The sequence below is a fragment of the Nocardioides sp. CCNWLW216 genome, from assembly GCF_037120545.1.
GTDB classification, from domain to species: Bacteria; Actinomycetota; Actinomycetes; order Propionibacteriales; family Nocardioidaceae; genus Nocardioides; species Nocardioides lianchengensis.
The window spans coordinates 691,617-709,095 of sequence record NZ_JBBBBJ010000001.1 but is presented as its reverse complement, the minus strand read 5'-3'; the positions used below and the strand labels follow the sequence as shown (position 1 = coordinate 709,095).

Annotated in this window: 21 protein-coding genes; 10 read left to right on the top strand and 11 right to left on the bottom strand. The window is 72.3% G+C overall.

Features of this window, described 5'->3' with window-relative positions; genetic code table 11:
• Positions 1 to 31 precede the first annotated feature (31 nt).
• On the top strand, positions 32 to 1,276 hold the full coding sequence (locus V7S47_RS03345) for an MFS transporter (protein ID WP_336560248.1): 1,245 nt from the start codon (positions 32 to 34) through the stop codon (positions 1,274 to 1,276).
• Here V7S47_RS03345 and V7S47_RS03340 read toward each other — a convergent pair.
• Genes V7S47_RS03340 through V7S47_RS03330 form a run of 3 tightly spaced genes read right to left on the bottom strand, consistent with a single transcriptional unit; the run spans position 1,245 to position 3,265 of the window.
• Positions 1,245 to 1,769 carry a DUF1697 domain-containing protein gene (locus V7S47_RS03340; protein ID WP_336560247.1) on the bottom strand — a complete coding sequence of 175 codons (525 nt, stop codon included), beginning with the start codon at positions 1,767 to 1,769 and terminating at the stop codon, positions 1,245 to 1,247. The two genes, V7S47_RS03345 and V7S47_RS03340, sit on opposite strands and share 32 nt — an antisense overlap.
• Positions 1,770 to 1,790: 21 nt before the next feature.
• The gene (locus V7S47_RS03335; RefSeq protein ID WP_336560246.1) at positions 1,791 to 2,618 is read right to left on the bottom strand and encodes a cobalt transporter; all 828 of its coding nucleotides are present in this window, start codon (positions 2,616 to 2,618) and stop codon (positions 1,791 to 1,793) included.
• Complete coding sequence (locus V7S47_RS03330) at positions 2,618 to 3,265, bottom strand: hypothetical protein (protein ID WP_336560245.1); 648 nt, start codon at positions 3,263 to 3,265, stop codon at positions 2,618 to 2,620. The genes V7S47_RS03335 and V7S47_RS03330 overlap by 1 nt, the downstream gene beginning before the upstream one ends.
• Positions 3,266 to 3,474: 209 nt before the next feature.
• Between V7S47_RS03330 and V7S47_RS03325 the strand changes: the two genes are divergently transcribed.
• Positions 3,475 to 5,226 (top strand): fibronectin type III domain-containing protein, encoded by a 1,752-nt coding sequence (locus V7S47_RS03325; RefSeq protein WP_336560244.1) that lies wholly within the window; start codon positions 3,475 to 3,477, stop codon positions 5,224 to 5,226.
• Positions 5,227 to 5,283: 57 nt separating this feature from the next.
• On the opposite strand, the gene V7S47_RS03320 is transcribed toward V7S47_RS03325, so the two are convergent.
• Positions 5,284 to 6,165 carry an AurF N-oxygenase family protein gene (locus tag V7S47_RS03320; protein WP_090850374.1) on the bottom strand — a complete coding sequence of 294 codons (882 nt, stop codon included), beginning with the start codon at positions 6,163 to 6,165 and terminating at the stop codon, positions 5,284 to 5,286.
• 72 nt (positions 6,166 to 6,237) lie between these two features.
• Here V7S47_RS03320 and V7S47_RS03315 point away from each other — a divergent pair, with 72 nt between their 5' ends.
• From V7S47_RS03315 to V7S47_RS03295, 5 genes are all read left to right on the top strand, one after another.
• Complete coding sequence (locus V7S47_RS03315) at positions 6,238 to 6,930, top strand: TetR/AcrR family transcriptional regulator (RefSeq protein ID WP_336560243.1); 693 nt, start codon at positions 6,238 to 6,240, stop codon at positions 6,928 to 6,930.
• Entirely contained in the window at positions 6,930 to 7,205 is a 276-nt protein-coding gene (locus V7S47_RS03310) for a DUF4873 domain-containing protein (protein WP_336560242.1), read from the top strand. Before V7S47_RS03315 ends, V7S47_RS03310 begins: the two co-directional genes overlap by 1 nt.
• A gap of 133 nt (positions 7,206 to 7,338) precedes the next feature.
• Positions 7,339 to 7,770 carry a MarR family winged helix-turn-helix transcriptional regulator gene (locus V7S47_RS03305; protein ID WP_336560241.1) on the top strand — a complete coding sequence of 144 codons (432 nt, stop codon included), beginning with the start codon at positions 7,339 to 7,341 and terminating at the stop codon, positions 7,768 to 7,770.
• Positions 7,767 to 9,029, top strand: a complete 1,263-nt coding sequence (locus tag V7S47_RS03300; protein WP_336560240.1) for an MFS transporter — start codon at positions 7,767 to 7,769, stop codon at positions 9,027 to 9,029. Before V7S47_RS03305 ends, V7S47_RS03300 begins: the two co-directional genes overlap by 4 nt.
• 22 nt (positions 9,030 to 9,051) lie before the next feature.
• Positions 9,052 to 9,720, top strand: coding sequence for an SIMPL domain-containing protein (locus V7S47_RS03295; RefSeq protein ID WP_336560239.1), 669 nt, complete (start codon positions 9,052 to 9,054; stop codon positions 9,718 to 9,720).
• 10 nt (positions 9,721 to 9,730) lie between these two features.
• Here the strand turns inward: V7S47_RS03295 and hppD are convergent, their stop codons facing one another.
• Positions 9,731 to 10,924: a 4-hydroxyphenylpyruvate dioxygenase gene (gene hppD, locus V7S47_RS03290; RefSeq protein WP_336560238.1), complete on the bottom strand. Its 1,194-nt coding sequence runs from the start codon at positions 10,922 to 10,924 to the stop codon at positions 9,731 to 9,733.
• 94 nt (positions 10,925 to 11,018) lie between these two features.
• Here hppD and V7S47_RS03285 point away from each other — a divergent pair, with 94 nt between their 5' ends.
• Positions 11,019 to 11,501, top strand: a complete 483-nt coding sequence (locus V7S47_RS03285) for an Lrp/AsnC family transcriptional regulator (RefSeq protein ID WP_336560237.1) — start codon at positions 11,019 to 11,021, stop codon at positions 11,499 to 11,501.
• Here V7S47_RS03285 and V7S47_RS03280 read toward each other — a convergent pair.
• The 4 genes from V7S47_RS03280 to V7S47_RS03265 all read right to left on the bottom strand — a co-directional run bounded on the left by V7S47_RS03280 (position 11,473) and on the right by V7S47_RS03265 (position 14,628).
• Positions 11,473 to 12,138, bottom strand: a complete 666-nt coding sequence (locus tag V7S47_RS03280) for an IclR family transcriptional regulator (protein WP_336560236.1) — start codon at positions 12,136 to 12,138, stop codon at positions 11,473 to 11,475. The two genes, V7S47_RS03285 and V7S47_RS03280, sit on opposite strands and share 29 nt — an antisense overlap.
• A 76-nt stretch (positions 12,139 to 12,214) precedes the next feature.
• Complete coding sequence (locus tag V7S47_RS03275) at positions 12,215 to 14,029, bottom strand: DEAD/DEAH box helicase (protein ID WP_090850359.1); 1,815 nt, start codon at positions 14,027 to 14,029, stop codon at positions 12,215 to 12,217.
• Complete coding sequence (locus V7S47_RS03270; RefSeq protein WP_090850357.1) at positions 14,026 to 14,304, bottom strand: DUF3039 domain-containing protein; 279 nt, start codon at positions 14,302 to 14,304, stop codon at positions 14,026 to 14,028. Before V7S47_RS03270 ends, V7S47_RS03275 begins: the two co-directional genes overlap by 4 nt.
• 51 nt (positions 14,305 to 14,355) lie before the next feature.
• Positions 14,356 to 14,628 (bottom strand): helix-turn-helix domain-containing protein, encoded by a 273-nt coding sequence (locus V7S47_RS03265; RefSeq protein ID WP_090850355.1) that lies wholly within the window; start codon positions 14,626 to 14,628, stop codon positions 14,356 to 14,358.
• Positions 14,629 to 14,709: 81 nt separating this feature from the next.
• Here V7S47_RS03265 and map point away from each other — a divergent pair, with 81 nt between their 5' ends.
• On the top strand, positions 14,710 to 15,501 hold the full coding sequence (gene map, locus V7S47_RS03260) for a type I methionyl aminopeptidase (RefSeq protein WP_336560235.1): 792 nt from the start codon (positions 14,710 to 14,712) through the stop codon (positions 15,499 to 15,501).
• Here the strand turns inward: map and V7S47_RS03255 are convergent.
• Both V7S47_RS03255 and V7S47_RS03250 read right to left on the bottom strand, forming a co-directional pair.
• On the bottom strand, positions 15,494 to 16,048 hold the full coding sequence (locus V7S47_RS03255; RefSeq protein WP_336560234.1) for a YqgE/AlgH family protein: 555 nt from the start codon (positions 16,046 to 16,048) through the stop codon (positions 15,494 to 15,496). The genes map and V7S47_RS03255 overlap by 8 nt on opposite strands.
• A gap of 40 nt (positions 16,049 to 16,088) precedes the next feature.
• The gene (locus tag V7S47_RS03250; protein ID WP_336560233.1) at positions 16,089 to 16,619 is read right to left on the bottom strand and encodes a hypothetical protein; all 531 of its coding nucleotides are present in this window, start codon (positions 16,617 to 16,619) and stop codon (positions 16,089 to 16,091) included.
• Between the two features lie 132 nt (positions 16,620 to 16,751).
• On the opposite strand from V7S47_RS03250, the gene V7S47_RS03245 reads away from it, so the two are divergent.
• Positions 16,752 to 17,450 (top strand): TetR/AcrR family transcriptional regulator, encoded by a 699-nt coding sequence (locus tag V7S47_RS03245; protein ID WP_336560232.1) that lies wholly within the window; start codon positions 16,752 to 16,754, stop codon positions 17,448 to 17,450.
• Positions 17,451 to 17,479 lie beyond the last annotated feature (29 nt).

The following is a 17,479-nucleotide window of genomic DNA, read 5'->3' as shown; positions in this document are numbered from 1 at the left end:
AGACTCCCCGGGACTTCGGGGAGGCGACGGCGTGGGACGCGACATCCGGGCGCTCGCGCCGCTGCGCGAGCACAACTTCCGGTGGTACTTCCTCTCCCGCCTGGTGAACCTGTGCGGGACGACGATGGCGCCGGTCGCGCTCGCCTTCGCGGTGCTCGAGATCAGCGACTCCCCCGGCGACCTGGGCCTGGTGCTGGCGGCGCACAGCATCCCGATGGTGGTCTTCGTGCTGGCCGGGGGCGTGATCGCCGACCGGCTCGGCCGCACGCTGGTCATCCAGGGCTCCAACGTGCTGTCGGCGCTGAGTCAGGGCGCGCTCGCCGTACTCCTGCTGAGCGGGCAGGCGGAGCTGTGGCACTTCGTCGTCCTGTCGGCCTTCAACGGCACCGTCTCGGCGGCCAGCCTGCCCGCCCTCGCCGGCCTGCTGCCCCAGCTGGTGCCGCGCGAGCAGCTGCAGCCGGCCAACGTGCTGGCGTCGATGTCACGCAACGCGCTGGCCATCCTCGGACCGAGCGTCGCGGCCACCCTGGTCGTGACCGTCGGTCCCGGGTGGGCGCTCGCGGTCGACGCCGCCACCTGGGCCGCCTCGGCGGCCCTGCTCCTGCCGATCCGGATCCCGCCCCGGGCGGTCGCGGCCGAACCCACGTCCGTGCTGGTCGAGCTGCGCGAGGGCTGGACCTACTTCCGCAGCACCACCTGGCTGTGGGTCGTGGTGCTGTCCTTCGGCCTCCTCAACGCCATCCACGCGGGCGGGCTGAACACGCTGGGGCCGGTGCTGGCCAAGGACTCGGAGATCGGCGAGCACGGCTGGGGCCTGATCATGTCGGCCGAGGCGGTCGGCCTGTTCCTGATGACCCTGCTGATGATGCGGTTCACCCTGCAGCGCCCGCTGCTGTGGGGGATGCTCGGCGTCGCCGTCTTCGGGCTGCCGATCGCCGTTCTCGGCGCCTACCCGCACACCGTCCCGGTGATGCTGGTGGCGGTGCTGGCCGGAATGGGCATCGAGCTGTTCGGGCTCGGCTGGAACCTCGCGATGCAGGAGCACGTGCCGATCGACATGCTCTCGCGCGTCTACTCCTACGACATGCTCGGCTCGTTCGTGGCGATCCCGATCGGCCAGCTGGCCTTCGGCCCGCTCGCCGAGGCGCTCGGCATCCGCCGGGTGCTGCTCGTGGCCGGGATCGCCTACCTGGTGATCGCGCTGGCGACGCTGCTCTCGCGGTCGCTGCGCACCCTGCCGCGGGTCAGCACCACTTCTGTGCCAGCGTCCGGATGACGTTCAGGTTGCGGTTGGTGGCGACCCCGAGCTGCTTCTCCACGACCGCGTTGGTCAGCTTCGCCTCGTGGTAGTTCTCCCCGAGCAGCAGGTGCACGGCCCGGCCACCGACCTTCGCGACCTCCTCGGCAGAGCTCGCCTCCTCCAGCGCTCGTACGGCGGCCGCGGACGGCGGCTCCTTCAGCAGTGACACGTAGTGCCTGCCGTCGTGCCCGAAGGACTCCGCCTGCGCCGCGACCTCGCGCAGCTCGGCCTGGGTGAAGCAGATCGTCGGCACCTCGAAGCCGGCGCGTTCCCGGAACGCCTGCTCCAGCGCTGCCTCGATCCGCGCACGCGAGCGCATCGTGGTGGCGAACCGGACGTTGCCGGTGTTGATGTAGGTCTCGACGTCGGTGAAGCCGGCGCCCTCGACCGCGGCCGCGATGTCGCCCTTCGCGAACTTGCGCTTCGCCCCCAGGTTGATCGCCCGCAGGAACCCGATCCACGTCGCCATGACCGGATCATGGCAGCGGGATCAGCGCAGGGCCAGGACCGCGAGGACGACGTACACGCCCCCCAGCGCGAGGACCGTCCACGCCGCCACCACCGGCAGCACGGCGTGGGCACGCTCCAGGGCGACCGAGGTCCGGGACACCCGACCCGCCAGCTGTACGCCGCGGATGGTCACCGCCCCGACCAGGGTCAGGGTGACGGCCATCCCGATCCCGAACAGCAGCACCAGGACGACGGCGAACGCCGTCCGGCCGGTCAGCAGGCCGGTGACCAGGATCAGGAAGACCGTCGGCGACGGCACCAGGCCTCCGGAGAGGCCCAGCGCGAGCATCCCCCGGCGGCTCCACGGCGACGGGCTTCCCTCCTGCTCGACGGCCTCGAGGACGCCCACCTGCCCCCACTCGTGGCCGTGGCCGTGCCCGTGGCCATGGCCGTGGCCGTGGCCATGGCCGTGCCCGTGGCCGTGGCCGTGCCCGTGGCCGTGGCCGCTGCGCCGACGGCGGACCAGGCCGACGCCGACGCCGACGACCACCAGGCCGGCCACCAGCTGCAGCACGCCGGTGACGTTCTCGGTGCCCAGCCCGGCGAAGCCGTCGACGGCCACCCAGGCCGAGGCCAGGATCACCGCGGAGAAGCTGTGCATCGCGGCCACCACGAGGCCCAGCCCCGCGGCGTCGCGATAGGTGCCGCGCGCGCCCACCAGGTAGGCCGCGGTGATGCTCTTCCCGTGCCCGGGAGCCACGGCGTGCAGCGCGCCCACGCCGAGGGCCAGCAGCGCGGCGAGCAGTTGGTAGCCGCCCGAGTCGAACATCCGGACCAGGGTGCCCTCGACCCCGCTGGCGCCGTCCATCAGGACCTCCTCCGGCGCAGCAGGAACCACCCGGCGCCGGCCGCGACCACGAGCGTCCCGCCCCCGAGCGCGACCGCCGCCGTCGCGACACCGCCCCGCGCGACCGAGACGGCCTGCGTCGGCTCGTCGCTCGTGAACAGGGTCTTGGTGTCCGAGCCCTCGATGGTCAGGACCGTGCGGTACGCCGGGTTCAGGTCGATCATCGGCTCCAGGGTGAGCTCGACCTGCTCGTCCTCCGACGGCGGCAGCGGACAGTCGAAGGTGATGGTCATGCCGTTCTCGACGACGTCGGCGCCCGGATCCGCGATGCTCCGGCAGTCCGCGTCGCCCTGGCGCAGCCGCACGCTCTCGGCCAGGTAGCCCCGCACGTCCGAGGAGTCGGTGAGCAGCTCGGCACCGGTCCGCTCGGCGTCCGGCGCAGCGAAGACGCCGAGCGCCTCGCCGAGGGCGACCCAGTCGTCCTCGGCACCGTGCCAGAGCAGCGTGGGACGACGGTCGTCGGGCACCAGGTGCGCGGTCAACGGCGGACCGAACGGGTGGGCCGCGGCCGGGGGCGTCGCCAGCAGCGAGCCTCCCGCCGCGAGGGCCAGGAACAGGGCGGAGAGCAGGACGGCGCCGAGTGGGCGACGGGTTCGAGAGTCGAGCACCCCCGCATGACACGGGCCCGAGGGCCGTGTCATGCGAGCCATGGGCGACGGTCGGGCGACGTCGAGGTGAACACCTGGGGCGGCTCGACCCAGCGCCCGAAATTCGGAATCTCTTTACCTGCTGGTGGCCGGACGGCCCCGACCATTCAGCCCGTCTCGACAGGTTGAAACGGATCAACCCCCTCTCGATCGGGAAGGAACCCCCCTTCATGAAGCTCCCTCGACCGCAGCCCGGCAAGCGGCTCGCGGCCCAGGTCACCGCCGCCATCGTGGGCGTCGGCGCCCTCAGCATCGGCCTCGCCACCCAGGCGACCAGCGACGGCCCCGTGCTCTACCCCGACGCTGAGCGGCACGCTCCGTCGGCTCTGCCCGACCGCGTCATCCTGACGCCCACGGCGACCCCCGCCACGTCGCAGTCCGTCACCTGGCGCACCAGCAGCGAGGTCTCGACGGCCCAGGCCCAGATCGCCCCGATGGCCCCCGGCCCCGACTTCGAGAGCGCGGCGCTGACCGTCAACGCGCCCGCCGTCGAGGCCATCCAGGCCGACCTCGGCTTCCCGGTGAAGTTCCACAGCGTCACCTTCGAGGCTCTCGCGCCCGACACCGAGTATCTCTACCGCGTCGGCGACGGCGTGAACTGGAGTGCCTGGTACGAGTTCGAGACGGCCTCCGACAAGGCCGACCCGTTCTCGTTCATCTACTACGGCGACGCGCAGAACTACGTCCACGAGCACGTCTCGCGCGTCTTCCGACGCGCCTTCTCCGACCGTCCGCAGGCCGACCTGATCGTGCACGCCGGTGACCTGGTCGACGTCGCGAACCGCGACAACGAGTGGGGCGAGTGGTTCGACGCCGCCGGCTGGATCAACGGTGGCGTGAACAGCATCGCGGTGCCCGGCAACCACGAGTACCAGAGCGGCGCGCTGGCGAAGTACTGGGACAAGCAGTTCGAGTTCCCGAAGAACGGTCCCACGGCCCTCGACGCGGCCCACCCGGAGACGGCGTACTACACCGACTACCAGGGCGTGCGCTTCGTGGCCCTGAACTCCAACCCCAGCGGCGACACCGCGGCCATGCAGGCGCAGGCCGCGTTCCTCGACGCCGCGCTGGAGGAGAACCCGGGCAAGTGGAGCGTCGTGACGTTCCACCACCCGGTCTTCGCCATGACGAGCACCCGCGACAACCAGGTGGTCCGCAACCTCTGGAACCCGATCTTCGAGAAGCACGGGGTCGACCTGGTCCTCCAGGGCCACGACCACACCTACGGTCGCGGCAACATGACGAACGCCTCGTCCGGCGTCTCGGGCGTGCACCACGGCACCGTGTACGTCGTCTCGGTCTCCGGCCAGAAGATGTACGAGCTCAACGCCGGCGAGAACTGGACCGGCAACGGCGCCCAGCTCGAGAAGGCCTCCGAGTTCAACCAGCTCTACCAGCTGATCGACGTCGACGGCGACAAGATCCGCTACGAGGCCCGCACCGCCGACGGCAAGTTCCACGACGGCGTCGTGATCACCAAGAAGGCCGACGGCACCAAGACGGTCCGCACCACCGACGCCAGCGGTGCGCCGATCGTCCCGGAGCCGACCGACCCGACCACGGAGCCCACGCCGAACCCGACCCCCAACCCGACCCCGAACCCGACCCCGACGGTCCCCGCGATCAAGGCACCGGGCCGGGTCGGCACGATCAAGGTCTCCGGGAGCCGCGCCGCGGCCCGCCGTACCATCCGCTGGTCGGCCCCCCGGGTCACCGGCGGTGCGCCGGTCCGGGCCTACCGGATCGTGGTCAAGCGCGGCAACAAGGTGCTGGTCAACCGCACGGTCCGCGCCAACCAGCGCTCGCTCGCCGTGGCGCGCGCGAAGCTGCGCAACGGCCGCCACGTGGTGTCCGTGACCGCGCAGAACTCCGCCGGCTGGTCGCCGGCCACGCGGCTGGCCTTCCAGGTCCGACTGCGCTGACCGACTCCCCTCACGACGGGCCGGCACCTCGGGGTGCCGGCCCGTCGTGCGTCCCGATCAGCGCACCAGCAGGGACCGGCGCCACAGGCCGCGCTGGTGCCCCGGGACCAGACCCAGGTCGTCGAGGTAGCCGGTCACCTTCTCGCCCATCCAGGCCATCGTGTCCTGGTAGTGCGGGTTGGCCAGGGCGGTACGACGCGCGGCGCGCGGGTCCAGCCCGACGGCGTCGTACACCTGCGGGTTGACCAGGGCGCGGGCCACCATGAACGCCGTCTGGGCGAGCATCGCCTGGTGCCAGGCCAGCTGGACCCGGTTGAGTCGGGGCAGCATCTGCTCGACCTCGTCGCGGGCGAAGGTCATGTGCCGCGCCTCCTCCAGCACGTGGATGCGCGAGACCATCCGCACCAGCGGCTGCACCCGCTCGTCCCTCATCAGCTCGCGCTGCCAGCGGTCCAGGATCTCCTCGGCCACCAGGATCGAGGCGTACGCCGACACGCCCACCCCGACGGTCTTCATCAGCCGACCGAGCCGGTGGATCCGCGGCGCCGGCCCGTAGGCCGGCACGCCCACCTTGTCGATCGCCTTGCCGAACATCGTCGAGTGCCGGCACTCGTCGGCCACCTCGGTCAGCGCGTAGTGCATCCGGCTGCTGGTCGGGTCGGCGTCGTACAGATCGCGGACCATCATCTGCATCAGGATCAGCTCGAACCACAGCCCGACGCTGGAGATGCTGCCGACCTCGTGGCGGGAGAGCTCGATGCGCTGCTCCTCGCTCATCGCGTCCCACATCGGGGTGCCGTAGAGCGAGACCCGCTCGGGCTGCATGAACCACAGCCCGTCGACCAGCGGCGCGTCCCAGTCCAGGTCGACCTCGGGGTCGTAGGACTGGCGGGCGCTGGACTTGAGCAGCCGGTCGGGGACGGCGTCGACGGTGGCCATGGGACTCCCTGGGGTCGGTGTTACCACTCTTAACTGTTACTGGCGGTAACGGCTATGACTAGACTGACCCACATGGCACGTGAAGGCAAGGCCCCCGACGGCCGCTCGTCGCGCTGGGACGCCCACCGGGAGGTACGGCGAGCCGAGCTGGTCGACGCCGCCGTCCGCGCGATCGACGCCCACGGACCCGGCGTCGGCGTCGCGTCTATCGCGGCCGAGGCCGGGGTCAGCAAGCCGGTCCTCTACCGCTACTTCGCCGACAAGGACGAGCTCTACGCGGCCGTCGGCCAGTGGGGCGCCGACGAGGTGATGGATCGACTGCTGGCCGCGATCCTCACCGAGGCGTCGGTCCGCGACCGGGTCCAGCGCGGCGTCGACGCCTACCTCGGCGCGATCGAGGAGCACCCCAACGTGTTCCTGCTGCTGGTCCGCCACCGCGCCGGACACGGCGACCCGCTCGCCGACGGCAAGGCCCGGATCGCCGCCACCTTCGCCCGAGTCCTGGGCGACACCCTGCGCGAGCTCGGCGTCGATGCCGCCGGCGCGGAGCCCTGGGCCGAGGGCCTGGTCGGCCTCGGCCTGGCCACCGGCGAGTGGTGGCTGTCGCGCCAGACGATGACCCGCACCGCCGTCGGCCGCTACCTCACCGCCTTCGTCTTCCACGCCCTCGAGGGCACCGCCGCCGAGCTGGGCGTCCCGCTGTCCGCCCTCGACGCACCGGGCCTGGTCCCGGACTCCGTCTCCCCGATCACCCGGAGGTCGTGATGCCCGACTCGCCCCAGCACGAGCACGACGAGTACGACGGCGCCGTCACCGTGGTCGCCGGCGACCGCACGGTCGAGACCACCGCCGTCCTGCGCGGTCACTTCGAGCCCATCGACGGGCGGTTCCATTGGTACGGCCGCCTCGCACCGGTGGACCTCTCCTCCGGCGCCGTCGTCACCGTCACCACGCCCCATGGCAGCGCCGACGGGCGGCTCTCCGACGTCGATCCGTGGGGGCGGCTGCGGGTCGCCGGGGTGGGGCGGCCGCCGTTCTGAGCGTGGTGTCCTACTTTCCCGGATCACCGGGGAAGTAGGACGTTCCCGGGCAACGCGTCCCCCGGGAACGTCCGGGAAAGGCCGGGAACCCCCGCCTGGATTTACATAGTCTTCCTATGTATCGTCGGAAGGCGTGAGCACCGACATCGACCTGGCCAGCGACCTGGTGACCTACGCGGCCCGCCTGGTCCGCGCCGTACGGCGGAGCGCGGAGCTGCCGGCCGGCCTGCGACTGCTGTCGATCCTCGACGAGCTGGGTCCGAGCACGGTGACCGCGCTCGCCGCGGCCGACCGGACCTCGCAGCCGACCACGACCGCCGCGGTGCGCGACCTGCTGGCGCGCGACCTCGTCGACAAGCAGCCGCACCCCGACGACGCGCGCAGCAGCCTGATCGGGCTCACCGACGCCGGTCGCACCGAGCTGGCCCGGGTCCGCCGCCGCAACGGCGAGGCAGTGGCCGCCCGGCTCGACGCGCTCGACCGGCACTCCCCCGAGGACCTCGCCACGGCGGTCGCCGTGCTGCGCAGCGTCCTCGACCCCACCCCCGAGAGAGGACACCTGTGAGCACCACCCCCGCGAGCACAGCCGAGAGCACAGCCGAGAGCACCCCGCTCCTGAAGCAGCCCCGCGCCGTCTGGGCGGTCGCCTTCGCCTGCGTCATCGCCTTCATGGGCATCGGGCTGGTCGACCCCATCCTGAAGGAGATCGCCGCCCAGCTGGAGGCGACGCCGAGCCAGGTGTCGCTGCTGTTCACCAGCTACATGGCCGTGATGGGCATCGCGATGCTCGTCACCGGCGTCGTGTCGAGCCGGATCGGCCCGAAGCGGACGCTGCTCGCGGGCCTGGTCCTGATCATCGTCTTCGCCGGCCTGGCCGGCGCCTCGGGCAGCGTCGGCGCCGTGATCGGCTTCCGCGCCGGCTGGGGTCTGGGCAACGCGCTCTTCGTCGCGACCGCGCTGGCCACCATCGTCAGCGCGTCGAGCGGGTCGGTCGCCCAGGCGATCATCCTGTTCGAGGCCGCCCTCGGCCTCGGCATCGCGTCCGGCCCGCTGCTCGGCGGCCTGCTCGGCGAGCACTCCTGGCGGGCCCCGTTCTTCGGCGTGTCCGTGCTGATGACGCTGGCCCTGCTCGCGACCGCGTTCTTCCTGCCGAGCACCCCGCCGAGCGGACGCCGTACGTCGTTGGCCGACCCGTTCCGGGCGCTGAAGCACCGGGCCCTGCTGCTCCTGGCGCTGGTCGCCATCTTCTACAACCTGGGCTTCTTCACACTGATGGCCGCCGGGCCGTTCGCGCTGCCCGACTTCGACATCATGCAGATCGGCTGGACGTTCTTCGGATGGGGCATCCTGCTGGCCGTCTTCTCCGTCGCGGTGGCCCCCGTGCTGCAGCGCCGCTTCGGGACCCTGCCGTCGCTGACCGCCGTCCTGGCGCTCTTCGCGCTGGACCTCGCGGCGATGGCGGTGCTCGCCGATCACCAGGCGGCCGTCGCGGTCGGCATCGTCGTGGCCGGGGCCTTCCTCGGCGTGACCAACACCCTGGTCACCGAGGCCGTCATGGGCGCCGCCCCGGTCGAGCGTCCGGTCGCGTCCGCGGCGTACTCCTTCGTGCGGTTCACCGGCGGCGCCCTCGGCCCGTTCGTGGCGCTGAAGCTCGCCGAGCACGTCGACGTGCACGCGCCGTTCTGGTTCGGCGCGGCCGCGGTCGCCGTCGGCGTCGTGATCGTCGCGACCGGCTCGCGCACCATCGACCGGGCCCTGCACGGCGCGCCGGCGCCGCACTCCCCCGCCGAGGCCGACGCCGAGCTGGTCGGCGACCTGGCCTGACCGGGGCTGACAGACTGGGCGCATGTCGGAGACCGTGATCACCGTCCAGGGCAGCCACGACGCGTTCCACCCGGCCGAGCGGGCGACGGTGACCGTCTCGGTCGGGTTCGAGGGCCCCGAGCGGGCCGCGGTCGTCGCCCGCACGACCGACGGCACCAACAAGCTCGTCGCCGGCATCCGGCTGCGGCATCACCCCGAGGCCGGTCCGGTCACCTGGCTCGCGACCGACCGGCTGCGGGTCTGGTCGCGCCGGCCGTTCAACGACAAGGGCGAGCAGAAGCCGCTCGTCCACCACGCGCAGACCACCACCCGGGCCAAGTTCCGCGACTTCGAGGAGCTCGCGCGCTGGGTCGAGGCGGCGGCGACGTACCCCGGGGTGGGCATCGACGGCCTGGAGTGGGCGCTGACCGAGCAGACCAAGCGGGGCGCCGTTCAGTCCGTGCGGGCCCGGGCCGTCGAGGACGCCCGCCGCAAGGCCCAGGAGTACGCCGACGCCCTCGACCTCGGACCGGTCCGCTGCGTGGCCCTCGCCGACCCCGGGATGCTCGGCGACCACAGCAGCGCCCAGAGCGGCGCGACCGGGATCGCCTACTCGCGCGCTGCGAAGGCGGCCGAGCCCGACGGCCTGTCGTTCACGCCCGAGGACATCGCGGTCTCGGCCAGCGTCGACGCCCGGTTCGTCACGGGCTGAGCACCCCGGCTCAGAGGTTCCCCCGCTTGTCCTGCTCCCGCTCGATGGCCTCGAAGAGCGCCTTGAAGTTGCCCTTGCCGAAGCCGAGCGACCCGTGCCGCTCGATCAGCTCGAAGAACACCGTGGGCCGGTCGCCCAGCGGCTTCGTGAAGATCTGCAGCAGGTAGCCGTCCTCGTCGCGGTCGACCAGGATCCCCCGCTTCTGCAGCTCCTCGATCGGAGCCCGGACCTCCCCGATCCGGGCGCGGAGCTCGGGGTCCTCGTAGTAGGAGTCCGGGGTGTTGAGGAACTCCACGCCGTTGGCGCGCAGCGCGTCGACCGAGGCCAGGATGTCGCCGGTGGCGACGGCGAGGTGCTGGGCGCCGGCACCGCGGTAGAACTCGAGGTACTCGTCGATCTGCGAGCGCTTCTTGGCGACCGCCGGCTCGTTGAGCGGGAACTTCACCCGGTGGTTGCCGTTCGCGACCACCTTGCTCATCAAGGCCGAGTAGTCGGTGGCGATGTCGTCGCCGACGAACTCGGCCATGTTCACGAAGCCCATCACCCGGTGGTAGAAGTCGACCCACTCGTCCATGTGGCCGAGCTCGACGTTGCCGACGACGTGGTCGAGCGCCTGGAAGATCCGGAGCGGCTGGCCATCGCGCGCGACCCAGCCCCCGCTGCGGGGCTCGTAACCGGGCAGGTAGGGACCGTCGTACCGGCTCCGGTCGACGAGGGTGTGCACGGTCTCGCCGTACGTCGCGATCGCGGCCACGCGGACGGTGCCGTACTCGTCGGTCACGTCCTCGGGCTCGCGGACCACGCGAGCGCCGACCGAGCGGGCGTGCGCGATGCAGCGGTCGACGTCGGGCACCTCGAGGGCGATGTCCACGACGCCGTCGCCGTGCCGGCGATGGTGATCGGCCAGCGCGCTGTCGGGGTCGACCGCACCGTTGAGGACGAAGGTGATGGAGCCCGACTTGAGCACGAACGACTTGTGGTCGCGCTGACCGGTCTCGGGGCCGGCGTACGCGACCAGCTCCATGCCCCAGGCCGACTGGTAGTAGTGCGCGGCCTGGGTGGCGTTGCCGACCACGAAGACGATCGCGTCCCAGCCGGTGACCGGGAAGACGTCGCCCGCGGCGTCGTACTCCACGAGGCCGACCAGCTGGCGCAGCTGGTCGTGGGTGAGGTCGGCCCTGATCTCGTCCGGTGTCAGCGTCATGGGCGCAGCGTGACCGCCGTCACGCATCCTGTGCAACAGTACGACGACCGGCTGGACAACCTGTCCAGTCTGCGACGACCCAGGAGGCCGACCGGTGGACGATCTGGATGCTCGGCTGGTCGAGCTGTTCGCCGCCGAGCCGCGGGTCGGCGTGCTTGAGGCGTCCCGGCGGCTCGGCGTGGCTCGTGGGACCGTCCAGGCCCGCCTCGACCGGCTCGCGGCGACCGGCGTGGTCACGGGCTGGGGGCCGGACCTCTCCCCCGCGGCCCTGGGCTACCCGGTGACGGCGTTCCTGACCCTGGAGATCCGCCAGGACACTGCCGGCGGGGGCGGCCACGACGCCGTCGGCGCCCACCTGGCGCGGATCCCCGAGGTGCTGGAGGCGCACACCATCACCGGGGCCGGCGACCTGTGGGTGCGCGTCGTCGCCCGCAGCAACACCGACCTGCAGCGGGTGATCGACCTGGTCCTCTCGGACGCGGCGATCACGCGCTCCTCGACGGTGATCGCGCTGGCCACCCAGGTGGGCTACCGCACGCTGCCGCTGGTCAGGCCGACGACGCCAGCTGGTCGCTGAGCGCGGCCGCGGCGGTGAGCACGTGAGCCCCCACCGTCGCGGCGTCGAGATCGCCCAGGGTCACCACCCCGACGCTGGCCTCGAAGCCGTCCATGCCGCGGACCGGCGCCGCGATCCCGCGGGCGCCGGGCTGCAGCTCGCCGGTCGTCACGACGAAGCCCGCCTCGCGCTCCTCCGCGCTGACGACGCTCCCCTCGCGACCGGCCAGGATCGCCTTGCCCGCCGCGCCCTGCGCGAGCGGGTGCCGCGCACCGACGCGGTAGCTGACGTGGAAGTCGGTCCACGAGGGCTCGACGACCGCGAGCGCGAGCGCCTCCTCCCCGTCGGCGACGGTGAGGTGGGCCGTGCAACCGACCTCCTCGGCCAGCCGGCGCAGCACGGGTACGGCGACGTCGCGCAGGGCCGGCTGGACCGCCGAGGCGAGGTGCAGGACGCCGAGCCCGACGTGCAGCCGACCCCGGGCGTCCTTGCGGACGAGGGCGTGCTGCTCGAGCGTGCTGACCAGTCGGTAGACGACCGTGCGGTTGACCTCGAGCCGCGCCGCCAGCTCGGTGACGGTCAAGCCGCCGGGCGACCCGGCCAGCACCGAGAGGACGCGCAGACCGCGGTCGAGGGTCTGAGAGGTCTCGGCGGGCATGCGCACGAGTCTGACATACCGTCGGTATCCGCGACCGCGACACCCCCAGGGGCATCTCGACTGGTGAGAGCCGGGCCTAGGAGGTCTTCTTGATCGCCCACTCGCGGACCCGGTCGATCCGGGTGGCGAGCTGCTGGGCGTTGGCGACCGCCGCCGCGGGGCCGCCGCACTCCTTGCGCAGCCGAGCGTGGGTCATCCCGTGCGGCGTGCCGGTGCGGTGGTACCAGGCGGCGACCAGCCCGTTCAGCTCGCGGCGCAGCACCGCCAACTGCTCGTGGGTGGCCACCTCGGCGACCTCGTCCACCGCCTCCCGGGCGGCGTCCGCCCGGGCCGACATCGCGGTCTTCTGCTTCTTGGCCCGGTCGGTCTGCCGCTGCTGGAGGACCTGGCGCATCTGGTCGGGCTCGAGCAGGCCGGGGATGCCGAGGAAGTCCATCTCCTCCTCGGAGCCGACGTGCACCTCGCCCGCGTGGCCGAACTCGCCGCCGTCGAAGAGGACCCGGTCGAAGCGCGCCTCGGACCCGAGCGCCTCGAAGGACTGGTTCAGCTCGTCGGAGGCCGACTCCCCCTGGTTGGCCTGCTCCAGGAGCCGGTCCTCGGCCGCGAAGATGTCGTCCTCGTCGCGCACCTTCTTGCCGAGCACGTGGTCGCGCTGGACCTCCATCTCGGAGGCGAACCCGAGCAGACCCGGCACGCTCGGCAGGAAGACCGACGCGGTCTCACCGCGCGAGCGCGAGCGCACGAAGCGACCGACGGCCTGGGCGAAGAACAGCGGCGTCGAGGTCGTCGTCGCATAGACCCCCACCGCCAGGCGGGGTACGTCGACGCCCTCCGACACCATCCGGACCGCGACCATCCACCGCTTGTCGTTGCCGCTGAACTCGGCGATCCGCTTCGAGGCCAGCTTCTCGTCGGACAGCACGATCGTGGCCGACTCGCCGGTGATCTGCTTCAGCGTGCCGGCGTACGCCCGGGCCGACTCCTGGTCGGTGGCGATGACCAGCCCGCCCGCGTCCGGGACGTGGCGGCGCACCTCGGTGAGCCGGCTGTCCGCGGCGGCCAGGACCGACGGGATCCAGGAGCCCTTGGGATCCAGCGCGGTGCGCAGGGCCTGGTTGGTGAGGTCCTTGGTCAGGGGCTCGCCGAGCCGGGCGACGATCTCGTCTCCGGCGCGGGTGCGCCAGCTCATGTCGCCCGAGTAGGCCATGAACAGCACCGGACGGACCACGTGGTCGGCCAGCGCGTCGGCGTACCCGTAGGAGTAGTCGGCGTCCGAGCGCGGGATCCCGTCGGGACCCGGCACGTAGGTGACGAACGGGATCGGGTTGATGTCGGAGCGGAACGGGGTGCCGGTCAGGCACAGCCGGCGGGTGGCGGGCTCGAAGGCCTCGCGGACGCCCTCGCCCCACGAGAGCGCGTCGCCGGCGTGGTGGACCTCGTCGAGGATGACCAGGGTCTTGAACCGCTCGGCGCGGATCCGCATCGCGAGCGGGTTCACCGCGACGCCGGCGTAGGTCACGGCGACGCCGACGTAGTCGGCCGAGGTCTTGCCCTTACCCGCGGAGTACGTCGGGTCGATCGGGATGCCGGCGCGGGCGGCCGCCTCGGCCCACTGGGTCTTCAGGTGCTCGGTGGGCGCGACGATGATCAGCCGGTCGACGATCCGGCGCCCGAGCAGCTCGGCCGCGACCGACAGCGCGAACGTCGTCTTGCCGGCGCCCGGCGTCGCGACCGCGAGGAAGTCGCGCGGCTGCTCGTCGAAGTACTTCTTCATCGCCGCCGCCTGCCAGGCGCGCAGCGAACCGGCCGTGCCCCACGCCGCACGCTCCGGCCAGGCCGGGGTCAGCGCGGTGGGCAGGGGGGCGTCGGCGTCCTCGTGACGCCCGGTCACTCGGCGGGACCCGAGCCGTCGTCGCCGTTCATCGACTCCCAGACTTCCTTGCAGTCCGGGCAGACGGGGTACTTCTCCGGCGCGCGGCTAGGGACCCAGACCTTGCCGCACAGCGCGACCACGGGCGTGCCCATGACCATCGCCTCGGTGAGCTTGTCCTTGTCGACGTAGTGCGAGAACCGCTCGTGGTCGCCGTCGTCCGTGGGGACGGTACGGCGATCCTCGCGGACCCGCTCGTCGACGGCGGTGCCGGTCCCGAATCCGATGGTGCTCACGGCCCCAGGGTACGGCAGTCGGGGCCGTGGAACCGACCCCGCGTCCCAGCGCTACCCCGTCGCGGCAGCGTCCTGCGCGTCGTTCCGGTCGACCTCGGCCCACAGCGTGTCGAGCGACACGTCGAGCACCGCGGCGACGGCCGCGACGGTCGTGAAGGCCGGGGTGGCGACCCGACCCGACTCGATCTTGCGCAGGGTCTCCGGGGAGATCCGCGCAGCGAGCGCGGTCTGCAGCATCGACCGGTCCCCTCGGGCGCGGCGCAGGAGGGCGCCGAGGCGGCGGCCGCGCTCGACCTCGGCAGGAGTGAGGGGTAGGCGGACCATGGATCCGATAGTAGTACCGGGATATCTGTACTGGGATAACATGGCCGGGATAGTTATTGGATGCCAGCGAGAGGCGACCCCATGATCGAGATCCTGAGCCCCGCGAAGGTGCAGCGCGCCCGCACGACCGGCGCCCTCGTCGCCGATGTCCTGCAGGCCCTCCGGGCCCGCGCGACGGTCGGCACGAACCTGCTCGACCTCGACCGGTGGGCCGCGCGGCTGATCGACGAGGCGGGCGCGCAGTCCTGCTACGTCGACTACGCCCCCTCCTTCGGGCGCGGACCCTTCGGCCACCACGTCTGCACCGCCGTGAACGACGCCGTCCTGCACGGACGACCCCACAACCGCACCCTCGCCGACGGCGACCTGCTCACCCTCGACCTCGCGGTCGTCCTCGACGGGGTCGCCGCCGACGCCGCGATCAGCTTCGTGGTCGGCACCGCCCGGACCGACGAGAGCCTGCGGCTCATCCAGACGACCGAGCGCGCCCTGGCCGCCGGCGTCGCCGCCGCCGGTCCCGGGGCCCGCGTCGGCGACCTCTCCCACGCCATCGGCACGGTCCTCGCCCAGGCCGGCTACGCCGTCAACACCGAGTACGGCGGGCACGGCATCGGCTCGACCATGCACCAGGACCCGCACGTCGCCAACACCGGCCGCCCCGGACGCGGATTCCGACTGCGCCCGGGCCTGCTGCTGGCCCTGGAGCCTTGGGTGATGACCGACACCGACCAGCTGGTCACCGACCCGGACGGCTGGACGCTGCGCAGCGCGACCGGCTGCCGGACCGCACACAGCGAGCACACCATCGCCATCACCGAGGACGGCGCCGAGATCCTGACCCTGCCGACCCGGGGACCCTCGACCCTCAGTTGAGGTCGGGGTCGCTCGGCCGGGTGGAGTGCATGGCCAGGTCGCCGGGCTGGCGGCGGAGCACGTCGCGCCAGAGGTCGACGGGGTCGTACCGGAACACGTCGGGGGCCTCGGCGGCGACGACGTACCAGCTGCCCTCCTCGATCTCGCCCTCGAGCTGGCCGGCACCCCAACCGGCGTACCCGGCGAAGATCCGGAGCTGCTCGACACCGGCACCGAGCAGCTCGACCGGCGTGTCCAGGTCGAGCAGGCCGAGGCGACCCACGATGCTCCGGAAGCCGACCGGCGACTCGTCCGCACGGAGCAGGGCGAGGGCGAGGGCGCCGTCGGTGCCGACCGGGCCACCGAGGAAGAGCACCTCGGGCTCGCTCGCCACCTCGTCCCAGGGCATCAGCACCTCGGAGACCGGCACCGGCGACGGCCGGTTGAGGACGACGCCGAGCGCGCCCTCCTCGTCGGCGTCGAGGATCAGCACCACGGTGGCGGCGAAGTTGGGGTCCACCAGCGCGGGTGTCGCCACGAGCAGCATCCCCGCGCCCAGCTCGGTCATGGACCCATCCTCGCACCGCCCCGGAAGAGCGGCACCGGGATCAGGCGGCGAGGACCGAGCGCAGGCGGTCGAGGAAGGTCGCGCGTCGCCGGGGCGCACGCACCCGCTGCGGCACGACGTACGTCGCCCGCGCGTCGGACTCGAGGCGGGCACCGATCCGCGCGGCGGCCGCGTCCTGCGGGCCGGCCAGGCCGGCGGCGACCGCCAGCATGGTGTGCTCCTTGGCCGTCGCCTTGGCGACGGCGGCGGCCATCGCCTCGTCGGTCGGGTGGTCGCGGTGCCGGTCGATGATCGCGCGGGTGCCGGGCAGGTCGGCCGCGGCCGCTCGCCACGCAGCGACCACCGCCGCCTCCAGGTCCATCGGCTGGTGGAGCAGCAGCTCGCGCTCGATCCGGCCGGAGAGGCGCGCGTGCCAGCGCAGCTGGAGCGCGCCGAGCAGGGCCAGGTCGTCGGGGAAGGTGTCGGACACCCCCTCGACGTCGGTGGGCAGGATGCCGTCGAGGCGGCGGTCGGCCTCGGCGGTCACGGCGCGCAGGGTCTCGCCGCGGTTCGGAAGGGACTTCCAGGTCATGGTCGGCTCCTCGGGAGATGGCTCACATACCGTGAGTACGTACCCAGAGTACGGAGGCATACCGACGGTATGCAAACCTCGTTCGCGTGACGCCGGACACGCCGTACCGACGGTCGGTTCTATGCTGTCGGAATGCCGAAGTCGACCGTCTCCAAGCTGGTGCCGAAGGTCCCGGGCGTCTCGGTGCCCGGCGCGAGCCGCCGGCAGCAGTACTCCGCCTCCACCAAGCGGGCGCTGGTCGACGTGGCCGAGAGCCTCTTCACCGAGCACGGCTACGCCGCCACCTCGCTGGACGCGATCGTCGCCGGCGCCCGGGTGACCAAGGGTGCGCTCTACCACCACTTCAGCGGCAAGCAGGCCCTCTTCGAAGCGGTCTTCGAGCGGGTCGAGACCGACGCGTCGAAGGCCATCCAGAAGGCGCTGCGCGGCAAGAAGGACCCGTGGGAGAAGGCCCTGGCCGGCCTGCGGTCGTTCCTGACCGTCGTCCAGGAGCCGCGTTACCGCCGGGTGGTGATCCAGGAGGGCCCGTCGGTCCTCGGCTACGAGCGCTACCGGGAGCAGGAGGAGCGCTCGACGTTCGCCAACGTCCTCGAGATCGTCCGCTCCGTCATCTCCGCCGGCACCTGGGAGCTCGACGAGGACATGCTGCAGACGTTCTCGCGGATCTTCTTCGGCGCGATGTCCTCGGCCGGCGAGACGGTCTCCAGTGCGGAGGACCCGATCGCCGCCGCCGAGCGCGTCGAGACCGCGATCACCTTCATCCTGCAGGGCTTCCAGGCCCTCGCCGACGCCGGCGTCGAGCTCCCCTCGGGCCGCTCCGAGTCCGGCTAGTCGGGGTCTCGATACGCTCGCTGGCGCTC